The organism is Rhizorhapis sp., assembly GCF_035276005.1.
Lineage (GTDB): Bacteria > Pseudomonadota > Alphaproteobacteria > Sphingomonadales > Sphingomonadaceae > Rhizorhapis.
The window spans coordinates 17,182-37,051 of record NZ_DATEMB010000030.1 but is presented as its reverse complement, the minus strand read 5'-3'; the positions used below and the strand labels follow the sequence as shown (position 1 = coordinate 37,051).

The 19,870-nt window shown below is 61.3% G+C and carries 21 protein-coding genes; 10 read left to right on the top strand and 11 right to left on the bottom strand.

What is annotated here, in order from left to right:
* Positions 1-136: 136 nt before the first annotated feature.
* Positions 137-1,765, top strand: coding sequence for an ATP-binding protein (locus VJS46_RS07355; RefSeq protein WP_324059102.1), 1,629 nt, complete (start codon positions 137-139; stop codon positions 1,763-1,765).
* 175 nt (positions 1,766-1,940) lie between these two features.
* On the opposite strand, the gene VJS46_RS07350 is transcribed toward VJS46_RS07355, so the two are convergent.
* Together VJS46_RS07350 and VJS46_RS07345 are read right to left on the bottom strand one after the other, a co-directional pair.
* Positions 1,941-2,540 (bottom strand): GNAT family N-acetyltransferase, encoded by a 600-nt coding sequence (locus VJS46_RS07350; protein ID WP_324059081.1) that lies wholly within the window; start codon positions 2,538-2,540, stop codon positions 1,941-1,943.
* Positions 2,541-2,552: 12 nt separating this feature from the next.
* Positions 2,553-3,170 carry a cytochrome c family protein gene (locus VJS46_RS07345; protein WP_324059079.1) on the bottom strand — a complete coding sequence of 206 codons (618 nt, stop codon included), beginning with the start codon at positions 3,168-3,170 and terminating at the stop codon, positions 2,553-2,555.
* Positions 3,171-3,310: 140 nt separating this feature from the next.
* Between VJS46_RS07345 and VJS46_RS07340 the strand changes: the two genes are divergently transcribed.
* Complete coding sequence (locus tag VJS46_RS07340) at positions 3,311-4,201, top strand: prephenate dehydratase (RefSeq protein WP_324059077.1); 891 nt, start codon at positions 3,311-3,313, stop codon at positions 4,199-4,201.
* Between the two features lie 71 nt (positions 4,202-4,272).
* Here the strand turns inward: VJS46_RS07340 and VJS46_RS07335 are convergent, their stop codons facing one another.
* The 4 genes from VJS46_RS07335 to lipB all read right to left on the bottom strand — a co-directional run bounded on the left by VJS46_RS07335 (position 4,273) and on the right by lipB (position 7,295).
* The gene (locus VJS46_RS07335; protein WP_324059074.1) at positions 4,273-5,100 is read right to left on the bottom strand and encodes a methyltransferase domain-containing protein; all 828 of its coding nucleotides are present in this window, start codon (positions 5,098-5,100) and stop codon (positions 4,273-4,275) included.
* 267 nt (positions 5,101-5,367) lie between these two features.
* A complete protein-coding gene (locus tag VJS46_RS07330; RefSeq protein WP_324059073.1) occupies positions 5,368-6,078 on the bottom strand; it encodes a hypothetical protein in 711 nt (236 codons plus the stop codon).
* Between the two features lie 162 nt (positions 6,079-6,240).
* Positions 6,241-6,531: a hypothetical protein gene (locus VJS46_RS07325; protein ID WP_324059071.1), complete on the bottom strand. Its 291-nt coding sequence runs from the start codon at positions 6,529-6,531 to the stop codon at positions 6,241-6,243.
* Positions 6,532-6,632: 101 nt separating this feature from the next.
* Positions 6,633-7,295: a lipoyl(octanoyl) transferase LipB gene (gene lipB, locus VJS46_RS07320; protein ID WP_324059069.1), complete on the bottom strand. Its 663-nt coding sequence runs from the start codon at positions 7,293-7,295 to the stop codon at positions 6,633-6,635.
* A gap of 83 nt (positions 7,296-7,378) precedes the next feature.
* Between lipB and VJS46_RS07315 the strand changes: the two genes are divergently transcribed.
* A complete protein-coding gene (locus tag VJS46_RS07315; protein WP_324059067.1) occupies positions 7,379-8,164 on the top strand; it encodes a hypothetical protein in 786 nt (261 codons plus the stop codon).
* A 155-nt stretch (positions 8,165-8,319) separates the two neighbouring features.
* Here VJS46_RS07315 and VJS46_RS07310 read toward each other — a convergent pair whose 3' ends face one another.
* The 3 genes from VJS46_RS07310 to VJS46_RS07300 are packed head-to-tail and all read right to left on the bottom strand — an operon-like array spanning position 8,320 to position 10,214.
* Entirely contained in the window at positions 8,320-8,907 is a 588-nt protein-coding gene (locus VJS46_RS07310; RefSeq protein ID WP_324059065.1) for a GNAT family N-acetyltransferase, read from the bottom strand.
* A 3-nt stretch (positions 8,908-8,910) separates the two neighbouring features.
* Positions 8,911-9,759: an oxygen-dependent coproporphyrinogen oxidase gene (hemF, locus tag VJS46_RS07305; RefSeq protein WP_324059063.1), complete on the bottom strand. Its 849-nt coding sequence runs from the start codon at positions 9,757-9,759 to the stop codon at positions 8,911-8,913.
* Positions 9,756-10,214, bottom strand: coding sequence for a tRNA (cytidine(34)-2'-O)-methyltransferase (locus tag VJS46_RS07300; protein WP_324059061.1), 459 nt, complete (start codon positions 10,212-10,214; stop codon positions 9,756-9,758). Before VJS46_RS07300 ends, hemF begins: the two co-directional genes overlap by 4 nt.
* Before the next feature lie 190 nt (positions 10,215-10,404).
* On the opposite strand from VJS46_RS07300, the gene petA reads away from it, so the two are divergent.
* From petA to VJS46_RS07285, 3 genes are read left to right on the top strand one after another with little or no spacing between them, the layout of a single operon-like run.
* Positions 10,405-10,968: a ubiquinol-cytochrome c reductase iron-sulfur subunit gene (petA, locus tag VJS46_RS07295; protein WP_324059059.1), complete on the top strand. Its 564-nt coding sequence runs from the start codon at positions 10,405-10,407 to the stop codon at positions 10,966-10,968.
* A gap of 11 nt (positions 10,969-10,979) precedes the next feature.
* The gene (locus VJS46_RS07290; protein ID WP_324059058.1) at positions 10,980-12,275 is read left to right on the top strand and encodes a cytochrome b/b6; all 1,296 of its coding nucleotides are present in this window, start codon (positions 10,980-10,982) and stop codon (positions 12,273-12,275) included.
* Between the two features lie 14 nt (positions 12,276-12,289).
* Positions 12,290-13,132 carry a cytochrome c1 gene (locus tag VJS46_RS07285; RefSeq protein WP_324059056.1) on the top strand — a complete coding sequence of 281 codons (843 nt, stop codon included), beginning with the start codon at positions 12,290-12,292 and terminating at the stop codon, positions 13,130-13,132.
* A 177-nt stretch (positions 13,133-13,309) separates the two neighbouring features.
* On the opposite strand, the gene VJS46_RS07280 is transcribed toward VJS46_RS07285, so the two are convergent.
* Both VJS46_RS07280 and VJS46_RS07275 read right to left on the bottom strand, forming a co-directional pair.
* Positions 13,310-14,017: a response regulator transcription factor gene (locus VJS46_RS07280; RefSeq protein WP_324059054.1), complete on the bottom strand. Its 708-nt coding sequence runs from the start codon at positions 14,015-14,017 to the stop codon at positions 13,310-13,312.
* A 106-nt stretch (positions 14,018-14,123) separates the two neighbouring features.
* Positions 14,124-15,746, bottom strand: a complete 1,623-nt coding sequence (locus VJS46_RS07275; RefSeq protein WP_324059101.1) for an alkaline phosphatase family protein — start codon at positions 15,744-15,746, stop codon at positions 14,124-14,126.
* A gap of 89 nt (positions 15,747-15,835) precedes the next feature.
* Here VJS46_RS07275 and VJS46_RS07270 point away from each other — a divergent pair, with 89 nt between their 5' ends.
* The 4 genes from VJS46_RS07270 to VJS46_RS07255 all read left to right on the top strand — a co-directional run bounded on the left by VJS46_RS07270 (position 15,836) and on the right by VJS46_RS07255 (position 19,749).
* Complete coding sequence (locus tag VJS46_RS07270) at positions 15,836-17,899, top strand: protein-disulfide reductase DsbD family protein (RefSeq protein ID WP_324059053.1); 2,064 nt, start codon at positions 15,836-15,838, stop codon at positions 17,897-17,899.
* Positions 17,900-17,902: 3 nt separating this feature from the next.
* Complete coding sequence (locus VJS46_RS07265) at positions 17,903-18,649, top strand: TlyA family RNA methyltransferase (protein ID WP_324059051.1); 747 nt, start codon at positions 17,903-17,905, stop codon at positions 18,647-18,649.
* 245 nt (positions 18,650-18,894) lie between these two features.
* A complete protein-coding gene (locus tag VJS46_RS07260; RefSeq protein ID WP_324059050.1) occupies positions 18,895-19,443 on the top strand; it encodes a TspO/MBR family protein in 549 nt (182 codons plus the stop codon).
* A 33-nt stretch (positions 19,444-19,476) separates the two neighbouring features.
* Positions 19,477-19,749 (top strand): accessory factor UbiK family protein, encoded by a 273-nt coding sequence (locus VJS46_RS07255; RefSeq protein ID WP_324059048.1) that lies wholly within the window; start codon positions 19,477-19,479, stop codon positions 19,747-19,749.
* The last annotated feature ends 121 nt before the right edge of the window (positions 19,750-19,870 follow it).

Here is a 19,870-nt window from a genome sequence, read left to right as displayed (position 1 = left end):
GAGGATCTGGTCAATTCAATCTTTACGCATTGCCGATAGCCTGCCTCTCCATTCCAGAGGTTCCGTAGTGAGGTCGTGCATGAATGATATGAGCAGCGCAGGGCAGTTCAGGGAAGCCCAGCCGGCCCCCGCCTCGATGACTCCGTCCAATCTCTGTTCGCCGCTCAATGGGGTCGCCATGGGCGCGGTGTTCCAGATCGCGGGCTCCAGCTCGCAAGTGCTGATCGATGCCGCGACGCTCCAGCAATTCAGCAGCGATCCCGATCCCTGCATAGCGATGGCGGGACAGGTCGGCAGCCAGGTCAAGATGCGCGTCGGCACTACCTGGCTGGTCGCAAATGTCCGTTCTCTCGCGCTCGATCGCAAGACAGATGGGCTGATCGTCGCCGATATCGATTTCCTCGGCGAAGGGGATGAGGAACGGCTGACCGGCAAAATCTACCGGTTCCGGCGCGGCGTCACCCGTTATCCAACGCCGGGCACCGAAATTTTTCCCGTCTCCAGCGCCGACATGCGGCAGATCTATGCCGCTGACGACCGCGCCAATATCGAGATCGGCACTGTCTATCCGACCCGTGACACCCGCGGTGCCCTCTATGTCGATGCGATGCTTGGCAAGCACTTCGCGCTGCTGGGTTCGACCGGTACTGGTAAATCGACCTCAGCCGCGCTTATCCTGCACAAGATCTGCGATCTCGCTCCCCAGGGCCACATCGTCATGATCGATCCGCATGGCGAATATAGCGCCGCTTTCAAGGGCAATGGCGCGCTTTACGACGCCAACAACCTTGCCATGCCCTATTGGCTGATGAATTTCGAGGAGCATTGCGAGGTGCTCGTCACCTCCGAGGGTGCCGAGCGCACCATGGACTGCGACATCCTTGCCAAGTGCTTGCTGATGGCGCGGTCGAAGAACCGCCTGGCAGAGGGTATGGGCCGGATCACCGTCGATTCTCCCATCCCCTATCTGTTGTCGGACCTGACCAACATCCTGCAGAATGAAATGGGTAAGCTCGACAAGGGCACGACCTCCACGCCCTATATGCGGCTCAAGAGCAAGATCGAGGAACTGAAGGCCGACCCCCGCTATGCTTTCATGTTCTCCGGCATGCTGGTGGGCGACACCATGACCAGCTTCCTGGCCAAAATCTTCCGCCTGCCGAGCGATGGCAAGCCGATCTCGATCATCGACGTTTCGGCCATGCCGTCGGACATCACCTCGGTAGTGGTAGCGGTGCTTTCGCGCATGGTCTTTGATTACGCGATTTGGTCACGCAATGAACCGCAGCGCCCCATCCTGCTGGTTTGCGAGGAAGCGCATCGCTACATCCCCAGCGGCAATATCGGCGGCGGACAGGCGGTCAGGAAGATATTGGAACGGATCGCCAAGGAAGGCCGTAAATATGGCGTGTCACTTGGCCTTATCACTCAACGTCCTTCCGACCTTGCCGAAGGTGTGTTGTCGCAATGCGGCACTATCATCGCCATGCGCCTCAACAATGACCGCGACCAGCAGTTCGTAAAGGCCGCCATGCCGGAAGGCGCGCGGGGATTCCTGGACAGCATTCCGGCGCTGCGTAATCGCGAATGCATCATCTGCGGTGAAGGCGTCGCCATTCCGATCCGGGTTGCGCTGGACAATCTCGCTGAAGAAAAGCGGCCTGCGTCCAGCGATCCCATCTTTACGCAATTGTGGCAGGAGACGGGAGGCGAGGCGGAGATTTTGGAACGCACCGTCAGCCGCTGGCGCAGCCAGGGGCGATAAGGCCTGGGGTTGCTCGCATGTGGGCAGTTGGCCGTTGGAATGAAATAGCCATCGAAAAACGCCGCCCCTGAACACGCAGGCACGTCCCCGCTGTTTCTCAACCCTGTCGAAGAGGAGCGGGGTCTCTGCCTGCGCAGGGACGACGGAAATAGCGTCCAATTTTACCCAAATTGTCTTACAGCGCCTTCAGCCAGAACTGTATGTCATGCTGGCTTTCCTTTGAGTCCCCTAGGTCCTTCCAGGAAAATTGGCCGATGAGCCCTTCAACCGGAGCAAAGCCGCGCTTGTGCCAGAAGGTGTCGAGCGGGTTGTAGTCAGCGGGCCGGGCCGGATGATCGGACGGGCGGATCACGGCACAGAAGCTGGCCTGACGGAAACCAAACTCCCGTGCCCGCTGCTCACGCTTGTCGAAAAAAGCATGGCCGATGCCATGGCCCCGATATTCCGGCAGAAGGACTGATTCACCAAAATAGTAAATCCGGGAGATGTCATAGCCCTTCTTCTTGAAGGGCTCCGCAAATTCGGCGGCATGGTCGGCCATGGGTGCGGCCGTGGCAGCGCCGATCAGGCGGTCGCCGTCAAAAGCGCCCGCAATGATGGCATTTGAGCTAGCAGCATAGGCCCGCAAATAATCCTGCTCATAAGCCCTGTCGCCATCGTACAGATAAGGAAAGGCCCGGAATACCGTGATCCGCAAATCCGCAAGCGCATCGAGCGAGGCGGTCAGCGCCTCGCCCGTCAAAGTGCGGATGCTGATGTCCGGCGCGGAAAACATCGCGCGCCAGGCTTAGTGCTTGGCCGGTGCCGCTTCACCTTCGGCCGGAGCGGCGGCGTTTTCACTGGCTTCTCCCGCGGCTGCGGTTTCGCCCGCAGCAGGTGCGGCATCGGCAGCCGGAAGCGGCAGGTTGGAACCCTGCGAGTTTATATAGGCAATGACGTTCGCACGGTCTTCAGGATTGCCAAGGCCAGCAAAGGTCATCTTGGTACCCGGAGCATATTTGCGCGGGCTGGTCAGCCATTCGTTCAGGGCTTCAAAGGTCCAGTTGCCCGGAACGCCCTTCAGCGCATCGGAATAGGCAAAGCCCGCCGCATGGCCATGCGGCTTGCCGACCGTAGCATAAAGATTGGGGCCAATGCCATTGGCGCCGCCCTGATTGATGGTGTGGCAGGCAACGCACTTCTTGAACACGGCCTCGCCCTTGGCGGGATCGGCTGTGGCAAGCAGGGTCGCGATGGAGGGGCCGGATTCGCCGCCTTCACCTTCGGTTTCGACGCCCTCGATAGGATAGCCCATTTTTTCGGGACGGCCGCTGTGGAAAACTTCGGCACTGACGATTCCTGCGCCCATCGCGATGATTCCCGCGAACAAGACCCAGCCAGCAATGGTATTGGAACGATCGTCCATGCGCCTGTATTCCTCCGATGAATTCCCCGCGCCCCGGCAAGAGCGCTCCGCATTTAGCGCGCTCCCTTAATGAAGCAAATGCGAACGTGCAAGCGGTGCTTGCGATTGCAGCGATCTGCCCCTAATCGCACTATCCATTCATGGAAAACTATCCCCTTCCCGCCCGGCGGCTCGTCGAGGACATGATCAAGAAGGCAGAGGCTGATCCGGCCAACGCCATTTCATACCAGGGCGCGCCCGGTGCCAACTCGCATCTTGCGGCGCTCAGCTATTCGCCCGATTGCATCGCGCTTCCCTGCTTTTCCTTTCAGGATGCGTTGGATGCCGTGCAGGAGGGGCGGGCTGGCCGCGCGATCATCCCCATCGAAAATTCCCTGCATGGACGCGTTGCTGACATGCATTTCCTGCTGCCCGAATCAGGGCTCAGCATTGTCGATGAATATTTCCTGCCCATTCATCACAGCTTGATGAGCGCCGACGAAGGGCCGGTCAAAAGCGCGATCAGTCATGAACAGGCGCTCGGTCAATGCCGTCATTATCTTCGCCAGCATGGCATTCAGCCGATCACCTATGCCGACACCGCGGGCGCAGCGGCGCTGGTGGCGGAGCGGCAGGAGGCAGGGGCAGCGGCCATCGCACCGCGCCTTGCGGCCGAAATCTACGGTCTGAAGCTCCGTGCGGAAAATGTGGAGGACAGCCACGATAACATGACCCGCTTCGTGGTGCTGTCCAAGGAAGCGCGCGAACCTGCCGGTGAAGGGCCGATGATGACGACCTTCCTGTTCCAGGTGAAGAATGTGCCCGCCGCGCTCTACAAGGCCATGGGTGGCTTTGCGACCAATGGCGTGAACATGACGAAGCTCGAAAGCTACCAGCGCGGGGCAAGCTTCGCGGCCACTGAATTTTATTGCGACATCGAAGGCGCGCCGGGCAATCCCTCCGTCGATCGCGCGCTGGAGGAGCTGAAGTTCCACAGCAAATGGGTGCGGGTGCTCGGCACCTATCCGCAGGCGCGCCGACGGGGCGAGTAGGATTTGGGGGAACTCAGCCATCGTCCTTGCCTTCGCAGGGGCGACGGTTTTACTCGCGGTGGCGCTCGTAATTACCCGGCAGTCCGCCGCCCCAATATGATCCCGCTCAGTACCTCCATCCGCGCTTCGGGCCTGCGGAAGCTTTTTGCGAGCTTGCCGTTCGCCGTCGCGCAATATTCCGGGGATGCGACGCGCACCGGGTGGAATTCGATGTCCTCCCAACCTTCCGCCTCAAACATCTTCATCAGGGCGTCGGGGCGCACCCGATTCGGCTTTCCGGGGAAGGGCAGGGACCAATAAAGCCAGTCCGGGTAGCGGTAGATATTATTGGGGTCCTTATCGCGCAGCCAGCGGGAATGGGTGCTGAAATCCACCCGGATGCAGGCAATCGCTCCCGGCTGCGCGACGCGTGACATGCGCGCTATCGTGTCAGCCACATCGTCGAAATGCTCGAAGGCGGCGCAGCTTACCAGGCGGCTGAACCGGTTCTCGCCCGCCGCAATATCGACCCTGAAGCTCGGATCCACGCTATAGATAAAGGGCGGCTTGTCACGCGCGCCGATCGCCTGGAGCAGCCGCTCCTTCTGGCTGACGCCGTTAAGCAGCGCTTCGTAGAAGCCCAGGTCGATCCGCTCCGCCAGGGGAAAGGCGTCGACTGCCTGATAGGATATTGCGCCCTTCGTCAGGATAAGAGCGCCGGTACCCAGCGTGCCGCCAGGGCCGAGTTCCAGCACATCCTGGCCCTCCCATGCTTGCCCTGCATAGCGGGTGAGAAAGTCGGTCCATTCATCGACTATGCGGTTGGCGTGAGAGGCGGACCGATCCTCGTCACCCGCGTTGAAAGGCGTGGGGGTTGAATAGCTGTTTACCCGGTGCTTGCCCCAGGCGAGAAACATCATTCCTATTCCGGCAGCATAAAGAGTGGCTTGTCGCATCACGAGTCCCTCTGTTCCCCGCGGGGGCGACGCTATCATGCTCGCAGATGCGGGCCGCATTACCCCATTGGGTGTAGAGGCGACTTTTCAGGATGAGTTGGAAGCCGTCCTGCTCAGATTGATCCACTTCCGTTCATATCGGGCGAAATCGCTATGCCGGATAGCCAAAGGAGCTTCCTCGGCTTCGGCTGGGACGAGCCTATTGGCGTGAAATTATCCCTGTCCAGAAAATCACCGGATCGGTTGCGGTGCCGCGCTGGTCTGCGCCGCCAGCTTCAGCCGCTCATCCCACTCCTTCTGGCAATTGGGCCTGAGCTTTGTCTTTTTCCAGCATTTCTCGTCGAGCGAGGGAAGATTGGCGCGATAATTATAGGCTAGATTGCCAAAGGCCTGTTCGCCATGGGGAACGAGGCTGTTGCGCAGTTCCCGCATCCGCTTGCGTGCCACTTCCACCAATGCTCCGCGCGGCGCGAAGATGGCGTCGCGCCCGACTGAGCCTGCGGTCTGGCAGAAATTGAGCTGCGCCCGCACCGTCGAAAAGCCGAGGTAGATGCGCGTGCCATATTGATCAAAGGCGGCCTGGCCCTTCTTGCCTTCCACCCGCTTGAAATAATTTCCTACGGTCTTGAAGGCGCCGGCCAGCTCTTCCTTATGGTGGGCGAGAATGGCGTTATAGTTGCTGAGCGTCAGCAAGGTCGGTTCGAACTGGCACTGCAGCGCCGCGACATTGAGGCCAGCGCGCAGATTCCAAAGAAGGGCCGCGCGATACTCGGCTGGCGTGGCGCCCGGCAGCGAATAGCCGAGGTCCGGTTCATTCCCTTCCAGCACCGGTCCGCCAAGGTCAGCAGGCTTCCAAAAGAATTGCGCCGAGGCGGGCGTGGCCATGCTGATACAGGTGCTCGCTCCGATCACCCAAAGCCGCGCCGCTGACCTGAAATTCATTGATGTCGCTCCTTGATGGCGGTCCCCATGCATATTCAGCATACTCACATTTTCGTCATTCCCGCGAAGGCAGGAATCCATCTACCGGGTTCAGATCAGCGATTGGTCGATGCGCTGGATCCCAGCCTTCGCGCGGATGACGAAAAATAGGGTGCTGCTAAATTACTGATCCGCCACCGCTTCCTGTTCGCTCGTGTCTTCTTCGGTGCTATTGCTCGTCTCTGCGGCCGGTGCAATGGGCTTTGTGGCGGTAGCGGCAGGCGGAAGCGCAATGCCTTCGGTCTGTACGCCATCGAGGTCGGTCATCGCGTCGGTCGCGGTGCCATCCACGACTTCCATGTCGCGCATCGCAACCGTTTTGTCGCCTTCGCCCTTTCCGCTCCCGCATGCCGTCAGGAGCATCGCCGCCATCCCCAGGGCGATGCCACGCAGATATGTAGTTTGACCCGACATTTTGATCTTTGTCTCCGGTGCTGGTGGCCCAGTCCCCCCGGACCGGCCGATAAATGCCATATAGTGTGAGCTGACCACCTTAGCCCCGAGCACCGCCTAGCTCAAGTTGGGGCCTTGCACCGGCCAAGACCCGCAAGAAAGCGGGGAAAATGCCGTTTCAGCGCGGCATCGAAATCCCCCATGCTGGCCTGCTTTCCAAGCTCGGCCAGGCTGGTCACCGGATATTCGCTGATGCCGCACGGCACGATGCCCGAAAAATGCGACAGGTCGGGATCGATGTTGACGGAAAAGCCGTGGATCGTCACCCAGCGGCGCACCCGAACCCCGATGGCGCCGATCTTTGCTTCGCGTCCGTCAGGCGCATCGGTCCAGATACCGATCCGCCCTTCGGCCCGCCGCCCTGTGACACCGAACTCGGCCAGGGCGGCAATGACCCAGCCCTCAAGATTATGAACGAAGTTGCGGACATCCTTGCCGCGCCTTCCAAGATCCATCTGCACATAGCCAACGCGCTGGCCGGGGCCATGATAGGTGTAGCGGCCGCCCCTCCCCGCATCATAGACGGGGAAGCGTTTTTCCAGCAATTCTGCGGGATCGGCGCTGGTTCCGGCGGTGTAGAGCGGCGGATGCTGCAGCAGCCACACCCGCTCCCGCGCCGTTCCTTGATGAATGGCGGCAGCGCGCTCCTCCATGTCCGCCAGCGCATCGGGATAGGGCACCAGCCCTTCCTCCGCCCGCCATTCAATATCCTCGCTGATCATCATGGCCTTTCCTTGACTTGGGCGGAGCGACATATCAAGGTCCATCGCCATTCGCCCCCTTTCTGCCGGGGCAAACAGGGAATGGGATGGCACAACTTTCAATCGGCGCGGCCTGGGAAGAAACACTGGCCTTTGTGAAGCGCGAGGGCACTTTGCTGTTCCCGGTGGCCCTTGTCTTCCTGGCTCTGCCCGCCGTGGTGCTGCAATTGCTGGCGCCCAAGGAGCTTCGTACCGCGGGAATGGTGGAGGAGGCCAGCAATGCGCCACAACTGCCGCCGGGATTTCTGCTTGCGATGCTGGTCGTCCTGCTGGTCAGCATGCTGGGCATATTGGCCATCAATGCCCTTGCCCTGCGCCCGGGGATCAGCGTTGCCGAAGCTCTGCAACTGGCGATCCGGCGGATGCCGGTGCTGATCGGCGCGGCATTCCTGCTGATCTTGGGCTTTATGGGCGTGCTGCTGGTGCTGTCGCTGATTGGCGGAGGACTGGCCGCAGCCATGGGGATGGGACCCGCCATGTCGATGGTCGTGTTGCTGGCCACGCCTGTGCTGCTATTCGTTACCGTGCGGCTCATCCTGTTGAATGCCGTCATCATCGAGCATCCGGTAGGCGCGGCAGAGGCGATCCGGCAGGGCTGGCGCCTGACGATCGGGCAGTTCTGGCGGCTGTTCGGCTTCATCATCGTGCTCATCATGCTGATGATCGTGGTGCAGCTTGTCTCCCGCTCGGTCTTTGGCATAGCGGGCAGCTTGATCGGAGGATCGACGCTGGCTGTGCTGCTTGCGGGGCTGGCGGTCGCCATCGTCAATGCCGTGGTCCAGGTCTATTATCTGGTGATGACCTGCCGCATTTACCGGCAATTGGCCGGATGAAGGATTATTTGCCTGGAGCCTTTTTTTGGCCAAAGGCGGTTATGGGACCGAGATTGTCTTGAAAAAAAGCCGTCGCCCCTGCGCAGTGACGACGGATATGCGGTGACCACGGATATAAGGTCAGATGGAACGTTTCACTCTCACCAATAACAGCTTCAACCACCCAACAAGGGAATCTGCGGCGCCGCATCCCTCGGCAGCAGGCCTATAAGCCGCGGATCGTCGAATATCTCCACATGCCGGCGGTATGGCACAAAGCCCGACTTGCGGTAAAAGCCCAGGGCCGAGGGGTGATCAAGCGTGCAGGTGTGCACCCAGAAACGATGCACTCCCTTGCGCCAGGCGAGCATGTTCGTCTGCGCCATCATCCACCGTCCATGCTGCTGCCCGGCAAGCTCCGGCACCAGCCCGAAATAGGAAAGCTCGCAATGACCGGCATTGCCGAAGTCGAGCTCGATCATCCCCACTTCAATGCCCTTGGGATCGGCCACGGCGTAAACTTCCACGGCTTCATCATGAATGATGGCGAGCAGGTCATCGTCCGCCATCGCCAGGCGCGAGAACCATAGCCAGGGTGCGCCGACGCGGCGGAACAGCGCCCGGTATTTGTCCGCGGACGGCCTTTGCCAACGCGCCAGCCGCAAGGGCGATGGGGGCAGGGGAGCAGGCTTGGGCCGCTTCGGCATCTCCAGCGAGGTCACGATCGTGGCGATCTGGTGCGGCGGGACCTCCCGGAGGGACATGGCTCAGCTCCAGGCGGCGAGGGGTGGCAGGCTCATCAGAATTGCGTCCACATTGCCGCCGGTCTTGAGGCCGAACAGCGTGCCGCGGTCATGGACCAGATTGAACTCCGCATAGCGCCCGCGCCATTCAAGCTGCTTCTGCCGCTCCTCCCCGGTCCAGCTCATATGCATGCGCCGCCGCACGATCGCCGGGAAGATAGCAAGGAATGCCTCCCCTACATCGCGGGTGAAGGCGAAGTTCGCTTCGAAATCCCCCTCCAGATGATCATAGAAGATGCCGCCGACGCCCCGGTGCACCCCGCGGTGCGGAATGAAGAAATAATCGTCCGCCCATTGCTTGAAGCGCGGATAATAGCTTGGGTCATGCGCGTCGCAGGCCTGTTTGAAGGATGCGTGAAAGGCTGCGGTGTCCGCCTCATAGGCGAGGGGAGGATTAAGGTCCGCGCCGCCGCCGAACCAGCGCTTGGTCGTGACCAGGAAGCGCGTGTTCATGTGTACCGCCGGGACATGCGGATTGGCCATATGCGCTACAAGGCTGATGCCGGTCGCGAAAAAGGTGGGATTATCACCCGCTCCGTGAATGGTCTTGGCAAATTCCGGCGAGAAGGCTCCGGCCACTGTCGACACATTGACGCCGACCTTTTCGAACACTTCCCCTTTCATGAGGCCGCGAACGCCGCCGCCACCCTCTCCTGGAGCAAGGCCCTCTGCTTCCCGGTCCCAGGCGGTATAGGCGAACTGCGCGTCGCTTCCCGCCTCCCGCTCGATCAATTCGAATTCAGCGCAGATACGGTCGCGCAGGCTTTCAAACCAGCTTCGTGCCGCCTGCTGCTCACCGTCCAGTTCGATCATGGCGGATATAGTCCTTTCTGCCGCAATGCCTCTCCCAGCGCGATGCCCGCTGCGACGGCAATATTCAAGGACCGAAGTCCGGCCCGCATCGGGATCCTGACCCGAAGCCCCGCACTTTGATGTATCGCGTCCGGAACGCCGGCGCCCTCAGATCCGAGCAGCAGCACATCGTCCGCCATGAATTCGGCCTCCGGCAGGCGCACGTCGCCCTTGCTCGTCAATAGCACGATCCGCTGGCCATTTTCACGCATGGCTTCCGCGAAGGCCTGGAAATTGGGGCGGCGCTCTATTTGCACCGCCTGCGCATAATCCATGGCCGACCGTTTCAACTGCTTGTCGGAAAAGGGAAAGCCGCAAGGCTCAATAATGTCCACGGCCACCCCGAAGCAGGCGGCGAGGCGGATAATGGTCCCGGTGTTGCCCGCAATGTCGGGCTGATAAAGGGCAATGCGCATGCCCGTCCCATAAAAGCTGCCGCCGGATTTGTCACAGCCCAGTCAAATTGCTGTTGGCAAAAGGGCCAAGACGAGGCTATCAGGCGCGCGAACCGCCGGGGGACTTTGGCGGGCGTGCGCCTGCGTCACTGACTTTGCCAGCGATTCGGCGCATTTGAAAAGAACTGGGTTAAGGGACAAGGGCAGTTGAATGACAACGCTTGATCATGGTGAATCGGTGGAAGTGCCGGTCGAAGGTGTCCGCCGCCGCGACTTCATTAATATAGCGGCAGTGAGTTTCGCCGGAGTCGGCGCGGTCGCCGTCATTCCGCCGCTCGTGAATCAGATGAATCCGAGCGCCGACGTGCTCGCGCTTGCATCGACGGAGGTCGACATCAGCGCGATCGAGCCCGGACAGGCCATCAAGACGACCTTCCGCAGCCAGCCGCTCTTTGTCCGGCACCTGACCCCCAAAGAAATTTCGGAGGCCGATGCGGTACCGGTGAACGAGCTGCGCGACCCGCAGACGCTGGAAGAGCGCACGGTCGACGGCAAGAAGGAATGGCTCATCACCATGGGCGTCTGCACCCATCTGGGCTGCGTTCCCCTGGGCGCGGGCGAGGGTGAGAATCGCGGCGAGTTCGGTGGTTATTTCTGCCCCTGCCATGGTTCCCACTACGACACCGCGGCCCGCATCCGCAAAGGCCCGGCACCCAAGAATCTGGAAGTGCCCGAATATAAGTTCACGTCCGACACGGTCGTCACGGTAGGCTGAGGTAACAGAAAATGAGCTTTCCCTGGGCTGAACATTACACCCCCAAGCATCCGCTCATGCAGTGGATCGACTCCCGCCTGCCGCTGCCGCGTCTGGTCTATAACAGCATCGGCGGAGGCTATCCGGTTCCCCGGAACCTCAATTACTGGTGGAACTTCGGTGTGCTGTCGGGTTTCGCGCTGGTTCTCCAACTCGTCACCGGCATCATTCTTGCCATGCATTATGCAGCCAATGGGGGCGTCGCCTTCGACAGTGTCGAGCACATCATGCGCGACGTGAACTCGGGCTGGCTGCTGCGTTATGCGCACGCAAATGGCGCAAGCTTCTTCTTCATCGTGGTCTATATCCATATTTTCCGCGGCCTCTTCTTCGGTTCCTACAAGGCTCCGCGAGAGATGGTGTGGCTCCTTGGTCTTGTGATCTTCCTTCTCATGATGGCCACCGCCTTCATGGGTTATGTGCTCCCCTGGGGGCAGATGAGCTTCTGGGGCGCCAAGGTGATTACCGGGCTGTTCGGGGCCATTCCTGTCGTGGGTGAGCCGATCCAGACCTGGCTGCTCGGCGGCTTTGCGCCTGGCAATGCGTCGTTGAACCGCTTCTTCTCGCTGCACTATCTGCTGCCCTTCGTGATTGCGGCGGTTGTCATCCTGCACATCTGGGCGCTGCACATTCCGGGCTCGAACAACCCGACCGGCGTGGACGTGAAGGGGCCGCAGGACACTGTGCCCTTCCACCCCTATTACACGGCGAAGGACGGTTTCGGACTGGGCGTCGCGCTGATCGGCTATGCGATCCTGCTCTTCTTCGCGCCGAACTGGCTTGGCCACCCGGACAATTATATCCCGGCCAACCCGCTTTCGACGCCGGCGCACATTGTTCCTGAATGGTATTTCTGGCCCTTCTACGCCATCCTGCGCGCCTTCACCTTCGACTTCTTCTTCATCCCGGCGAAGCTGCTCGGCGTGCTCGCGATGTTCGCATCGATCCTGCTGCTGTTCTTCCTGCCCTGGCTGGACCGTTCGCCGGTTCGTTCGGGCCGCTACCGTCCGCTGTTCAAGCAGTTCTTCTATCTGCTGCTCGTGGACGTTGCGATCCTCGGTTATTGCGGCGGCGCTCCTGCGGAAGAGCCATTCGTGATGATCAGCCAGCTCGCATCGGCATATTATTTCGCGCACTTCCTGATCATCCTGCCGATCATCTCCAGCATCGAGCGGCCGCTGCCGCTGCCGGGATCGATCACTGAGGCAGTGCTTGGGAAAGACCAGGCGGTCGTAGGCGGTAAAGCCGCCACCGTGCCGGCTGAATAAGGGGAATAGATAAGATGGTTCGCGTATTCGCTGCCCTTGTTGGCATCTTCTTCTCGGGCATGCTGCTCTATTCCTTCGTCTTTGGCGCGGTGAACTATGTCAGTGAACCGCCCGCTCCGACGGCCGAGCATGAATTCCACCTGCAGCCGAAGCATGTGGCGTTCGCCTCTGACGGTCCGCTCGGCCATTATGACCGGCAGCAGCTGCAGCGCGGCTTCCAGGTTTACAAGGAGGTCTGCTCGGCCTGCCACTCGCTGCGTCTGGTGGCTTTCCGCGACCTTGAAGGTCTTGGTTATAACGAAGCCGAGATCAAGGCGATCGCCGCCAACTGGTCAGCAGAGACGCCTTCGATCAATGAGGAAACCGGTGAGCCTGCCACCCGCAAGCCTGTTCCGGCCGATTATTTCCCCAAGCCTTTTGCGAATGATGTGGCGGCGCGTGCGGCCAACAACAACGCCATTCCGCCCGATCTTTCGCTGATGACCAAGGCGCGTCATCACGGCAACGCCTATGTCTATTCGCTGCTCACCGGCTACCAGAAGCAGCCCGCCGAACTTCTGAAGAAGTTCCCGGACGCGAAGACGCCGGAGGGACTGCACTACAATCCCTATTTCGCCAACCTGAACCTTGCCATGGCGCCGCCGCTGACGGGTGACGGCCAGGTGACCTATGCGGATGGGACGAAGGCGACCGTCGACCAAATGGCCAAGGACGTTGCTGCCTTCCTTACCTGGACCGCCGAGCCCAAGCTGGAAAACCGTCACCGCGCGGGTGTGGCAGTGATCTTCTTCCTGATCGTGGCAACGGGTCTCGCCTATTTGTCCTACCGCAATATCTGGGCGGACAAGAAGCATTGAGGTCTGGCTCAGGTTTCGCTTGAAGAACAGAAGGCCGGGGGGAAACCTCCGGCCTTTTCCTTTGTGGAACGCCGGTGTTGAGGCGGATGCCCGGCCCTGAAACGCCTGATGCCATGGACGCCTGATCTTTGGGTTTGGTCTTCGATTCCAGCAGAACGCGAGGCTGTATGCCTCCCGCTATTCCCTTGGCTCCAGCCGCTCGTCTGTCCGATCCAGGCGATAGCCATGGCCGAACAGGGTGACGAGTTCGAAACCTTGACCGGGGCCCAATTGCAATTTCGACCGGACCCGCGAGACATGCATGTCCAAGGTCCGTGACGGCAGCCCTGCGACACTTTTCCAGACCGTATCGAGTATATAGGCTCTGGAGAGCGGCCGTCCTTCATTTTGAAAGAGCAATAAGGCCAGGGCGAACTCCTTGGCCGTGAGCGGTATCTCATTTTCCTCAAGGGTCGCCCGCAGCGTCTTCCGCCGAAAACGATACCGCCCAAAGCACAAAATTTCGTCCGCAGCCGGAGCTTGCCTGCCCGACCGCCGCAGCACCGCCGCGATCCTTGCCTGAAGGACGTCGCTATCTTCCGGCAGCGTGACATAATCGTCGGCGCCTGACCGCAGCGCCGCGGTTATGTCTTCCTTGCGGCCGCTGTCATTGGTGACGATAATCGCCGGGGGCATCGGCAAATTGCCGACCCAGTGCAGAACATCCGATCCCGAGCGGTCGGGCAACTGCCAGTCCAGGATCAGCAGATCGAACGTATCCCTTTGCAAATGCGTGATCAGCAATGTGCCCGAGGAAAAGATGGTGGCGCCAAATCCCATATCTTGCACGGCCTCCTGAAGGCCGCGTGCGGTTTCTGGGTCCCTGTCCGCAATCGCGACGCGCATTGCTTCTCTCTCGGGCTCGTGCCCGGCCTGGACATCGATGTGGTCAGGTTACTCCCTGTCCCTTCGGAATGACAGAAAAATGCGTGGGCAAAGCCGAAGCCGGGGTTCAGCGGCAGCTATCTTCCGTCCCTTGGTCAAGATCAAGGCAGCGGCCGTCAATCTCTCCTGAAGGGACTGTCAGGCCGATCTGGGCGGCCAGCGTCGGCAGGATGTCCGCCGTTTCCACGGCCAGCGGTTGCTCAAAGCCCTGCATAGACTTGCGCCAGAACAGAATCGGCACGCGCCGGTCATAGTCCCAGGGGCTGCCATGGGTTGCGACATAATTTTTCGGTTCCGCAATGGGTGTGATGCGGGGCTTCAGAAGCACGACAAAGTCACCCGAGCGATCTTCCGTAAAGGAGGCACGGGCCCGTTCCGCCAGCGACCAGCTATCGGGCGGCCCCTTCGGCATCGGCGTGGCGGCAAACTCCTTGCGGCTGAATATTGCGGCGACTTGAGGATGCACCCTGATCTGAGCCATCGCCTCTCGCGCAACCGCGGCCCGCTGAGCGGCCGGCAGATCGCGCGAGACATAATAGTCGCCATTGGCGCTATCCGCGTAAAGCAGGCGGCCCTGTAACCCCAATTTCGTGCCGACGGCCGCCCCGATTCCCTGTGCATTCAGCCTGGGGTCGACCCGCGCCGCCATGGGCGCGGCATTCAGCTTGGTGCGTTCGGGAAGATCATGCCCGCCATGGTCGGCCGTCAGAACCACAAGATAGTCGATTCCAGCGGCATCCAGGGTCCCAAAGAAATCCCCCAGGTCGCGATCAAGGGACATGAGCTGCAGGCATGTTTCCGCACCCTCGGTGCCATAGCTATGCCCGACATAATCGGTAGCCGAGGCGCCGATGATCAGCAGGTCCGTTTGCGGTCCTTGCCCAAGCTTCATGTCCTGCCGCAAGGCTGCCGCCAGCGCCAAGGTGGACGCGTCCAATTCGGGCGAAGCGCGGAACGCCTTTGTGTCGCCCGCTGCCCTTTCGAAATGGCCGGTGCCGACGGTCATATTACCGGCTTGAACCGGATAATTCCGCGCCTTGCATTCCCCGGGAAGTTCCATGGCTGGCTGCGGTGTTGCAATTCTTTTCGCTACGGCGGCATTCACTTGCCCGGCCACCGGATCGGAGGGCCGGCCCTTCAAAGTGACGAAGCTGCTGCCGCCCCACCACCATATCTGGTCCGTGTCCCGCCCGCCCATCATCAAGGCGGCGCGATCCTTGCCGGCGACGGAAACAACTTTGGCCGCCCTGTTGGCCGCCTTCATCCTATCGCCAAGCGTAGGGACCTTCAGATGGGTGAACGAAGCCACATAATGCTCGCTATCGGTGCCTTGCTCATTCTCATCCTCCGCGCAGTAGATGAGCTTGTCGGACCGCTTTGCCGAAAGATCATACCAGTTGTTGGCGATAATGCCGGTGCGCGCCGGGCGGCTGCCGGTCAGGATGGTCGAATGGCCGGGGCAAGTCTCAGTCGCTGCATGGCCTTGGTAGCCCGCTGGAAACACGGCGCCTTCGGAAAGCCGTTTCAATCCGCCGCGGAAATGCGGACGATATTGCGCAAACAGATCAGCGGAGAACTGGTCGACGGAAATGACCACCACCAGCTTGGGCGGATTGGGCGGCGGGGGAGCAGCCGCAGCGGCGGTAGAGGCGGCGGCGAGAAGGCAGGAGAGAGACAGTTTCCGAAATATTCCCACGAATAACTCCTTGGCGCCGATCGACCTTTTGCGGCTATAAGCGGCGCCGGACTTGGTCAATCGAGAATGCAATCCTGGGGCACATGCGGCTTTTACATTTCCTCATCATGACAGCCGCCCTGCTGCTGGGGGTGGCCAGCGCCCAGGCGCAATTGCCTTCCCGCGACGGCAGCCTCAATGTCACCGCGCGCCTTGCGGCGGAGAGCGATACGCCCGCGCCCGGAGGAAAGGTCACGCTGGCCGTGCTGATGAGCCCGAAGCCTGGCTGGCATGGCTATTGGGAAAATCCCGGCGATGCGGGCGTCGGCATGACGCTGAAATGGAGCCTTCCCGAAGGAGTGAAGGCCGGGCCGCTTCGCTATCCGGTGCCCGAGACGCTGATGATATCGGGCCTCATGAACTATGTTTATGAGGGGGATTATGCCCCGCTGGTCGACCTTTCCATTCCAGCGGGTATCAAGGCTGGCACCAGGCTGCCGATCAAGGTTCATGGCGAATGGCTGTCCTGCACGCGGGAAATATGCGTGCCCGAGCGCGGCGACATGGCGCTCGATCTCATCGCTGGCAGCGGTAATGTCACTGCTGAACGGCGTGCCGCGTTCGACGGCTACCGCGCGCGCCTGCCCCGGCCGCTGGGCGCCGAAGGGCATTATGCGGTCAAGGACGGAATTCTGAGGCTCGCCGTCCCTTTTCCGGCGGACGCCAAGGTCGATGCCGCTTATTTCTTCCCGCTGACCGATGGCGCGCTGACCTATTCGGCGGCGCAAAAGGCCAGCCGCAATGGCGACCGGCTGATTATCGAGACAAAGGCCGCAGGGACGCCGGAGGGGCCGATTTCCGGCATTTTGAAGACCGGGGAGCATCAGGGATTGCTCCTTTCCGCGCAGCCGGGACAAGTGCCCTCCGCCGGCACGCCGCTCGATGGGGAGGGCGTTCGGGCCGGTCTTGCAAGCGGGGGAATTGGCAGCATCCTTCTTGCCCTGGGAGGCGCGGTGCTTGGCGGGCTCCTCCTGAATGTCATGCCATGCGTGTTTCCAATCCTCAGCCTGAAGGCGCTCAAGCTGGCCAAAGCCGGGGGGGATGAACGCGTCGTCCGCCGCGATTCCCTCGCCTATGCGGCAGGCGCGGTCGCAACGTGCCTGGCGCTGGGGGGGGCGCTGGTGGCGCTCAGGGCGGGCGGCTCGGCGGCAGGTTGGGCGTTCCAGCTTCAGGATCCGCGTATCATCCTGCTGCTGCTGCTGCTCGTGACGGCCATTGCCCTCAATCTGGCGGGCCTGTTCGAGCTGCGGAATATCGGCGCGGGCAGCGAGCTTGCGGCGCAGGGCGGCGCAGCGGGGTCCTTCTGGACCGGCGCGCTTGCCGCCTTCGTGGCAACGCCCTGCACGGGTCCCTTCATGGGGGCGGCGCTTGGCGCGGCGCTGGTTCTGCCCGTGGCGGCTGCGCTCGCGATTTTTGCCGGACTGGGCATTGGCCTAGCGCTTCCTTTCCTGTTGATCGCCTTCCTGCCGCCGCTTCGCAGCCGCTTGCCCAAGCCGGGGGCATGGATGGAGACGCTCCGGCGCGTCCTGTCGGTACCGATGTTCGCGACGGCGCTCGCTCTTCTCTGGCTGCTAGGCCGTCAGACGGGAACAGCCGGAATGACGGCTGGCATGGGGATGACCCTGGCGGCCGGCCTGCTGCTCTGGTGGCTCGGCGCCCGCCAGCGGCGGGGGGTCCGCCGGAGCCCCGTTTTTGCGGCTGCCGTCCTCATCGTCCTTGCAATAGGCGTCGTTGCATTGCCCAGGCATCAGAGCAGCGCGGCGGCGCCTGTCCCGCAAGCATCCAATGCCTTTGATGAGGCCAGGCTCAACAAATTGCGCGCTGAAGGACGGCCCGTCTTTCTCTATTTCACCGCCGACTGGTGTATCACCTGCAAGGCGAATGAGGCGGCCGCCATTCACCGGCAGGAGGTGGCGGATGCGTTCCGGAAGGCGGGGGTGCAGGTCATGGTCGGCGACTGGACCAATGGCGATGCCGGGATCGGCCGCTTCCTTGAACGGCACGGCCGGTCGGGCGTGCCGCTCTACCTCTGGTATGCGCCGGGAAAAGATCCGCAGGTCCTGCCCCAGATACTGACGCCCTCGCTGCTCGTGAACCTCGCACGCTGAGCGATGGCCAAGCAACGCGCCGATCAGATGCTGGTGGACCGGGGGCTGGTTGAAAGCCGCGCCCGGGCACAGGCGATGATCCTTGCGGGCCTGGTCTATTCCGGCGACCGCAAGATTGAAAAGGCAGGGCAGCAACTTCCGGAGGACGCGCCGCTCGCACTCAAGGGGCGGGATCATCCCTGGGTGTCACGCGGCGGCATAAAGCTCGCCCATGCTCTGGACCGGCTGCAATGGGACGTGACGGGCGCAGTTGCGATGGATGTGGGCAGCTCGACTGGCGGGTTCACGGACGTACTGCTTACCAAGGGCGCGGCGCGGGTTTACGCCGTCGACAGTGGTACCAACCAGCTCGCCTGGAAGCTGAGGCAGGACCCGCGCGTCATCGTTCATGAACAGACCAGTGCGCGCATTCTGACGAAGGACCATATTCCTGAACCGGTAGACCTTATCGTCTGCGATGCGAGCTTCATTTCACTTGCCAAGGTCCTTGAACGGCCTTTGAGCTTTGCTGCCCCAGGGGCGCGGCTTGTCGCGCTCATCAAGCCGCAATTCGAGGCTGGCCGGGCGGAAGTGGGCAAGGGAGGCGTGGTCCGTGATCCTGCGGTCCATGCCCGTGTGTGCGCCGAGGTGAGCGACTGGCTGACCCAGCAGGGCTGGCAAGTGGCCGGCATATTGGAAAGCCCCATCACCGGTCCTGAAGGCAATGTCGAGTTCCTGATCACCGCCACGGCTCCTGCCGGACAAGCGTGAAAACCCACTTCTCGCCCGTTCGGGCTGAGCTTGTCGAAGCCCAGTCCTTTTCTTCCAAAAGAAGAGCCCTTCGACAGGCTCAGGGCAAACGGTCCTGACTGTACCCGCGCTGGCCTAATTGTTCGGAATATTTCAGTCCCTTGGGCAATTGCCAACTTTGCCGGACTAGGTCATTGTCGAATTGTGCTGGACCACAATGCGCAGCTTATTTGACAAAACAGGAACCTTTTGGGGGAACGGGGCCGATGAATCAGATTGCATCCAGATCGCAGCTTCGCATATCCTATCTGCGCTGGGCGTTGTTTACGGTGCCCCTTGTGCTTCTTCTTGGTATCGGATCGGGCCGCATGGCGGGCAGCGGCTATGGCAATCGCTGGTTCGCGGCGCTCGAAAAGCCGGAGCTGATGCCCGCATCCTGGGTCTTCGGTCTGGTGTGGCCCCTGCTTTACCTGCTGCTGGGTCTGGCCTTGGCGCTGATCCTGCACGCACGGGGTGCACGGTTCCGCTGGTGGGCGATTGGCCTGTTTCTGGTGCTGCTGCTCATGGTCTTTGTCTGGCCGGTATTGTTTTTTGCCGCGCACCAAATCACGGCGGCGCTTTATCTGATCGGCGCGATCTTCGGGTTCAGCATCATCACGATCCTGCTCCTCGCACGAATCCGCCCAACGGCGGCGCTTCTCATGCTGCCCTTCCTGCTGTGGATCGCCTTTGCGGCCTATCTCAACTATGAAATCCTGCGGCTCAACCCTGATGCCGAAAGCCTTGTTGCACCGGCTGTGCGTACCCAGATATAGGGGCAGCCCTTCTCCAGTGCACTGAGGCCGGACATGCAAACTGAAAACCGATTTTTCGACGATCTCGCCAAGCTGATCAATGGCGCCGCCGGCACTCTGGCAGGGATGACGCGAGAGGCGGAAACCGCTGCTCGGGAGCGGGCCAAGGAATGGATCGGCGGGCTTGATTTTGTCAGCCGTGACGAATTTGAGGCGGTCAAGGAGATGGCCGCAAAAGCGCGCGAGGAGGCTGATGCCCTGAGAGCGCGGCTGGACGCATTGGAGGCCAAAGCGGCAAAGAAGCCGCCGCAAGCCAAGGCTCCCTGAGCGGCCCGGATCGCGGCGCCGTGGCCGGTTGCCCACAGTTTATCCACCATGTGTCCACAGATTGATTCACAGAAATCCGGCCTGATCTGTGCATCCGGCTGCAACACTGCTAATGTCCTGC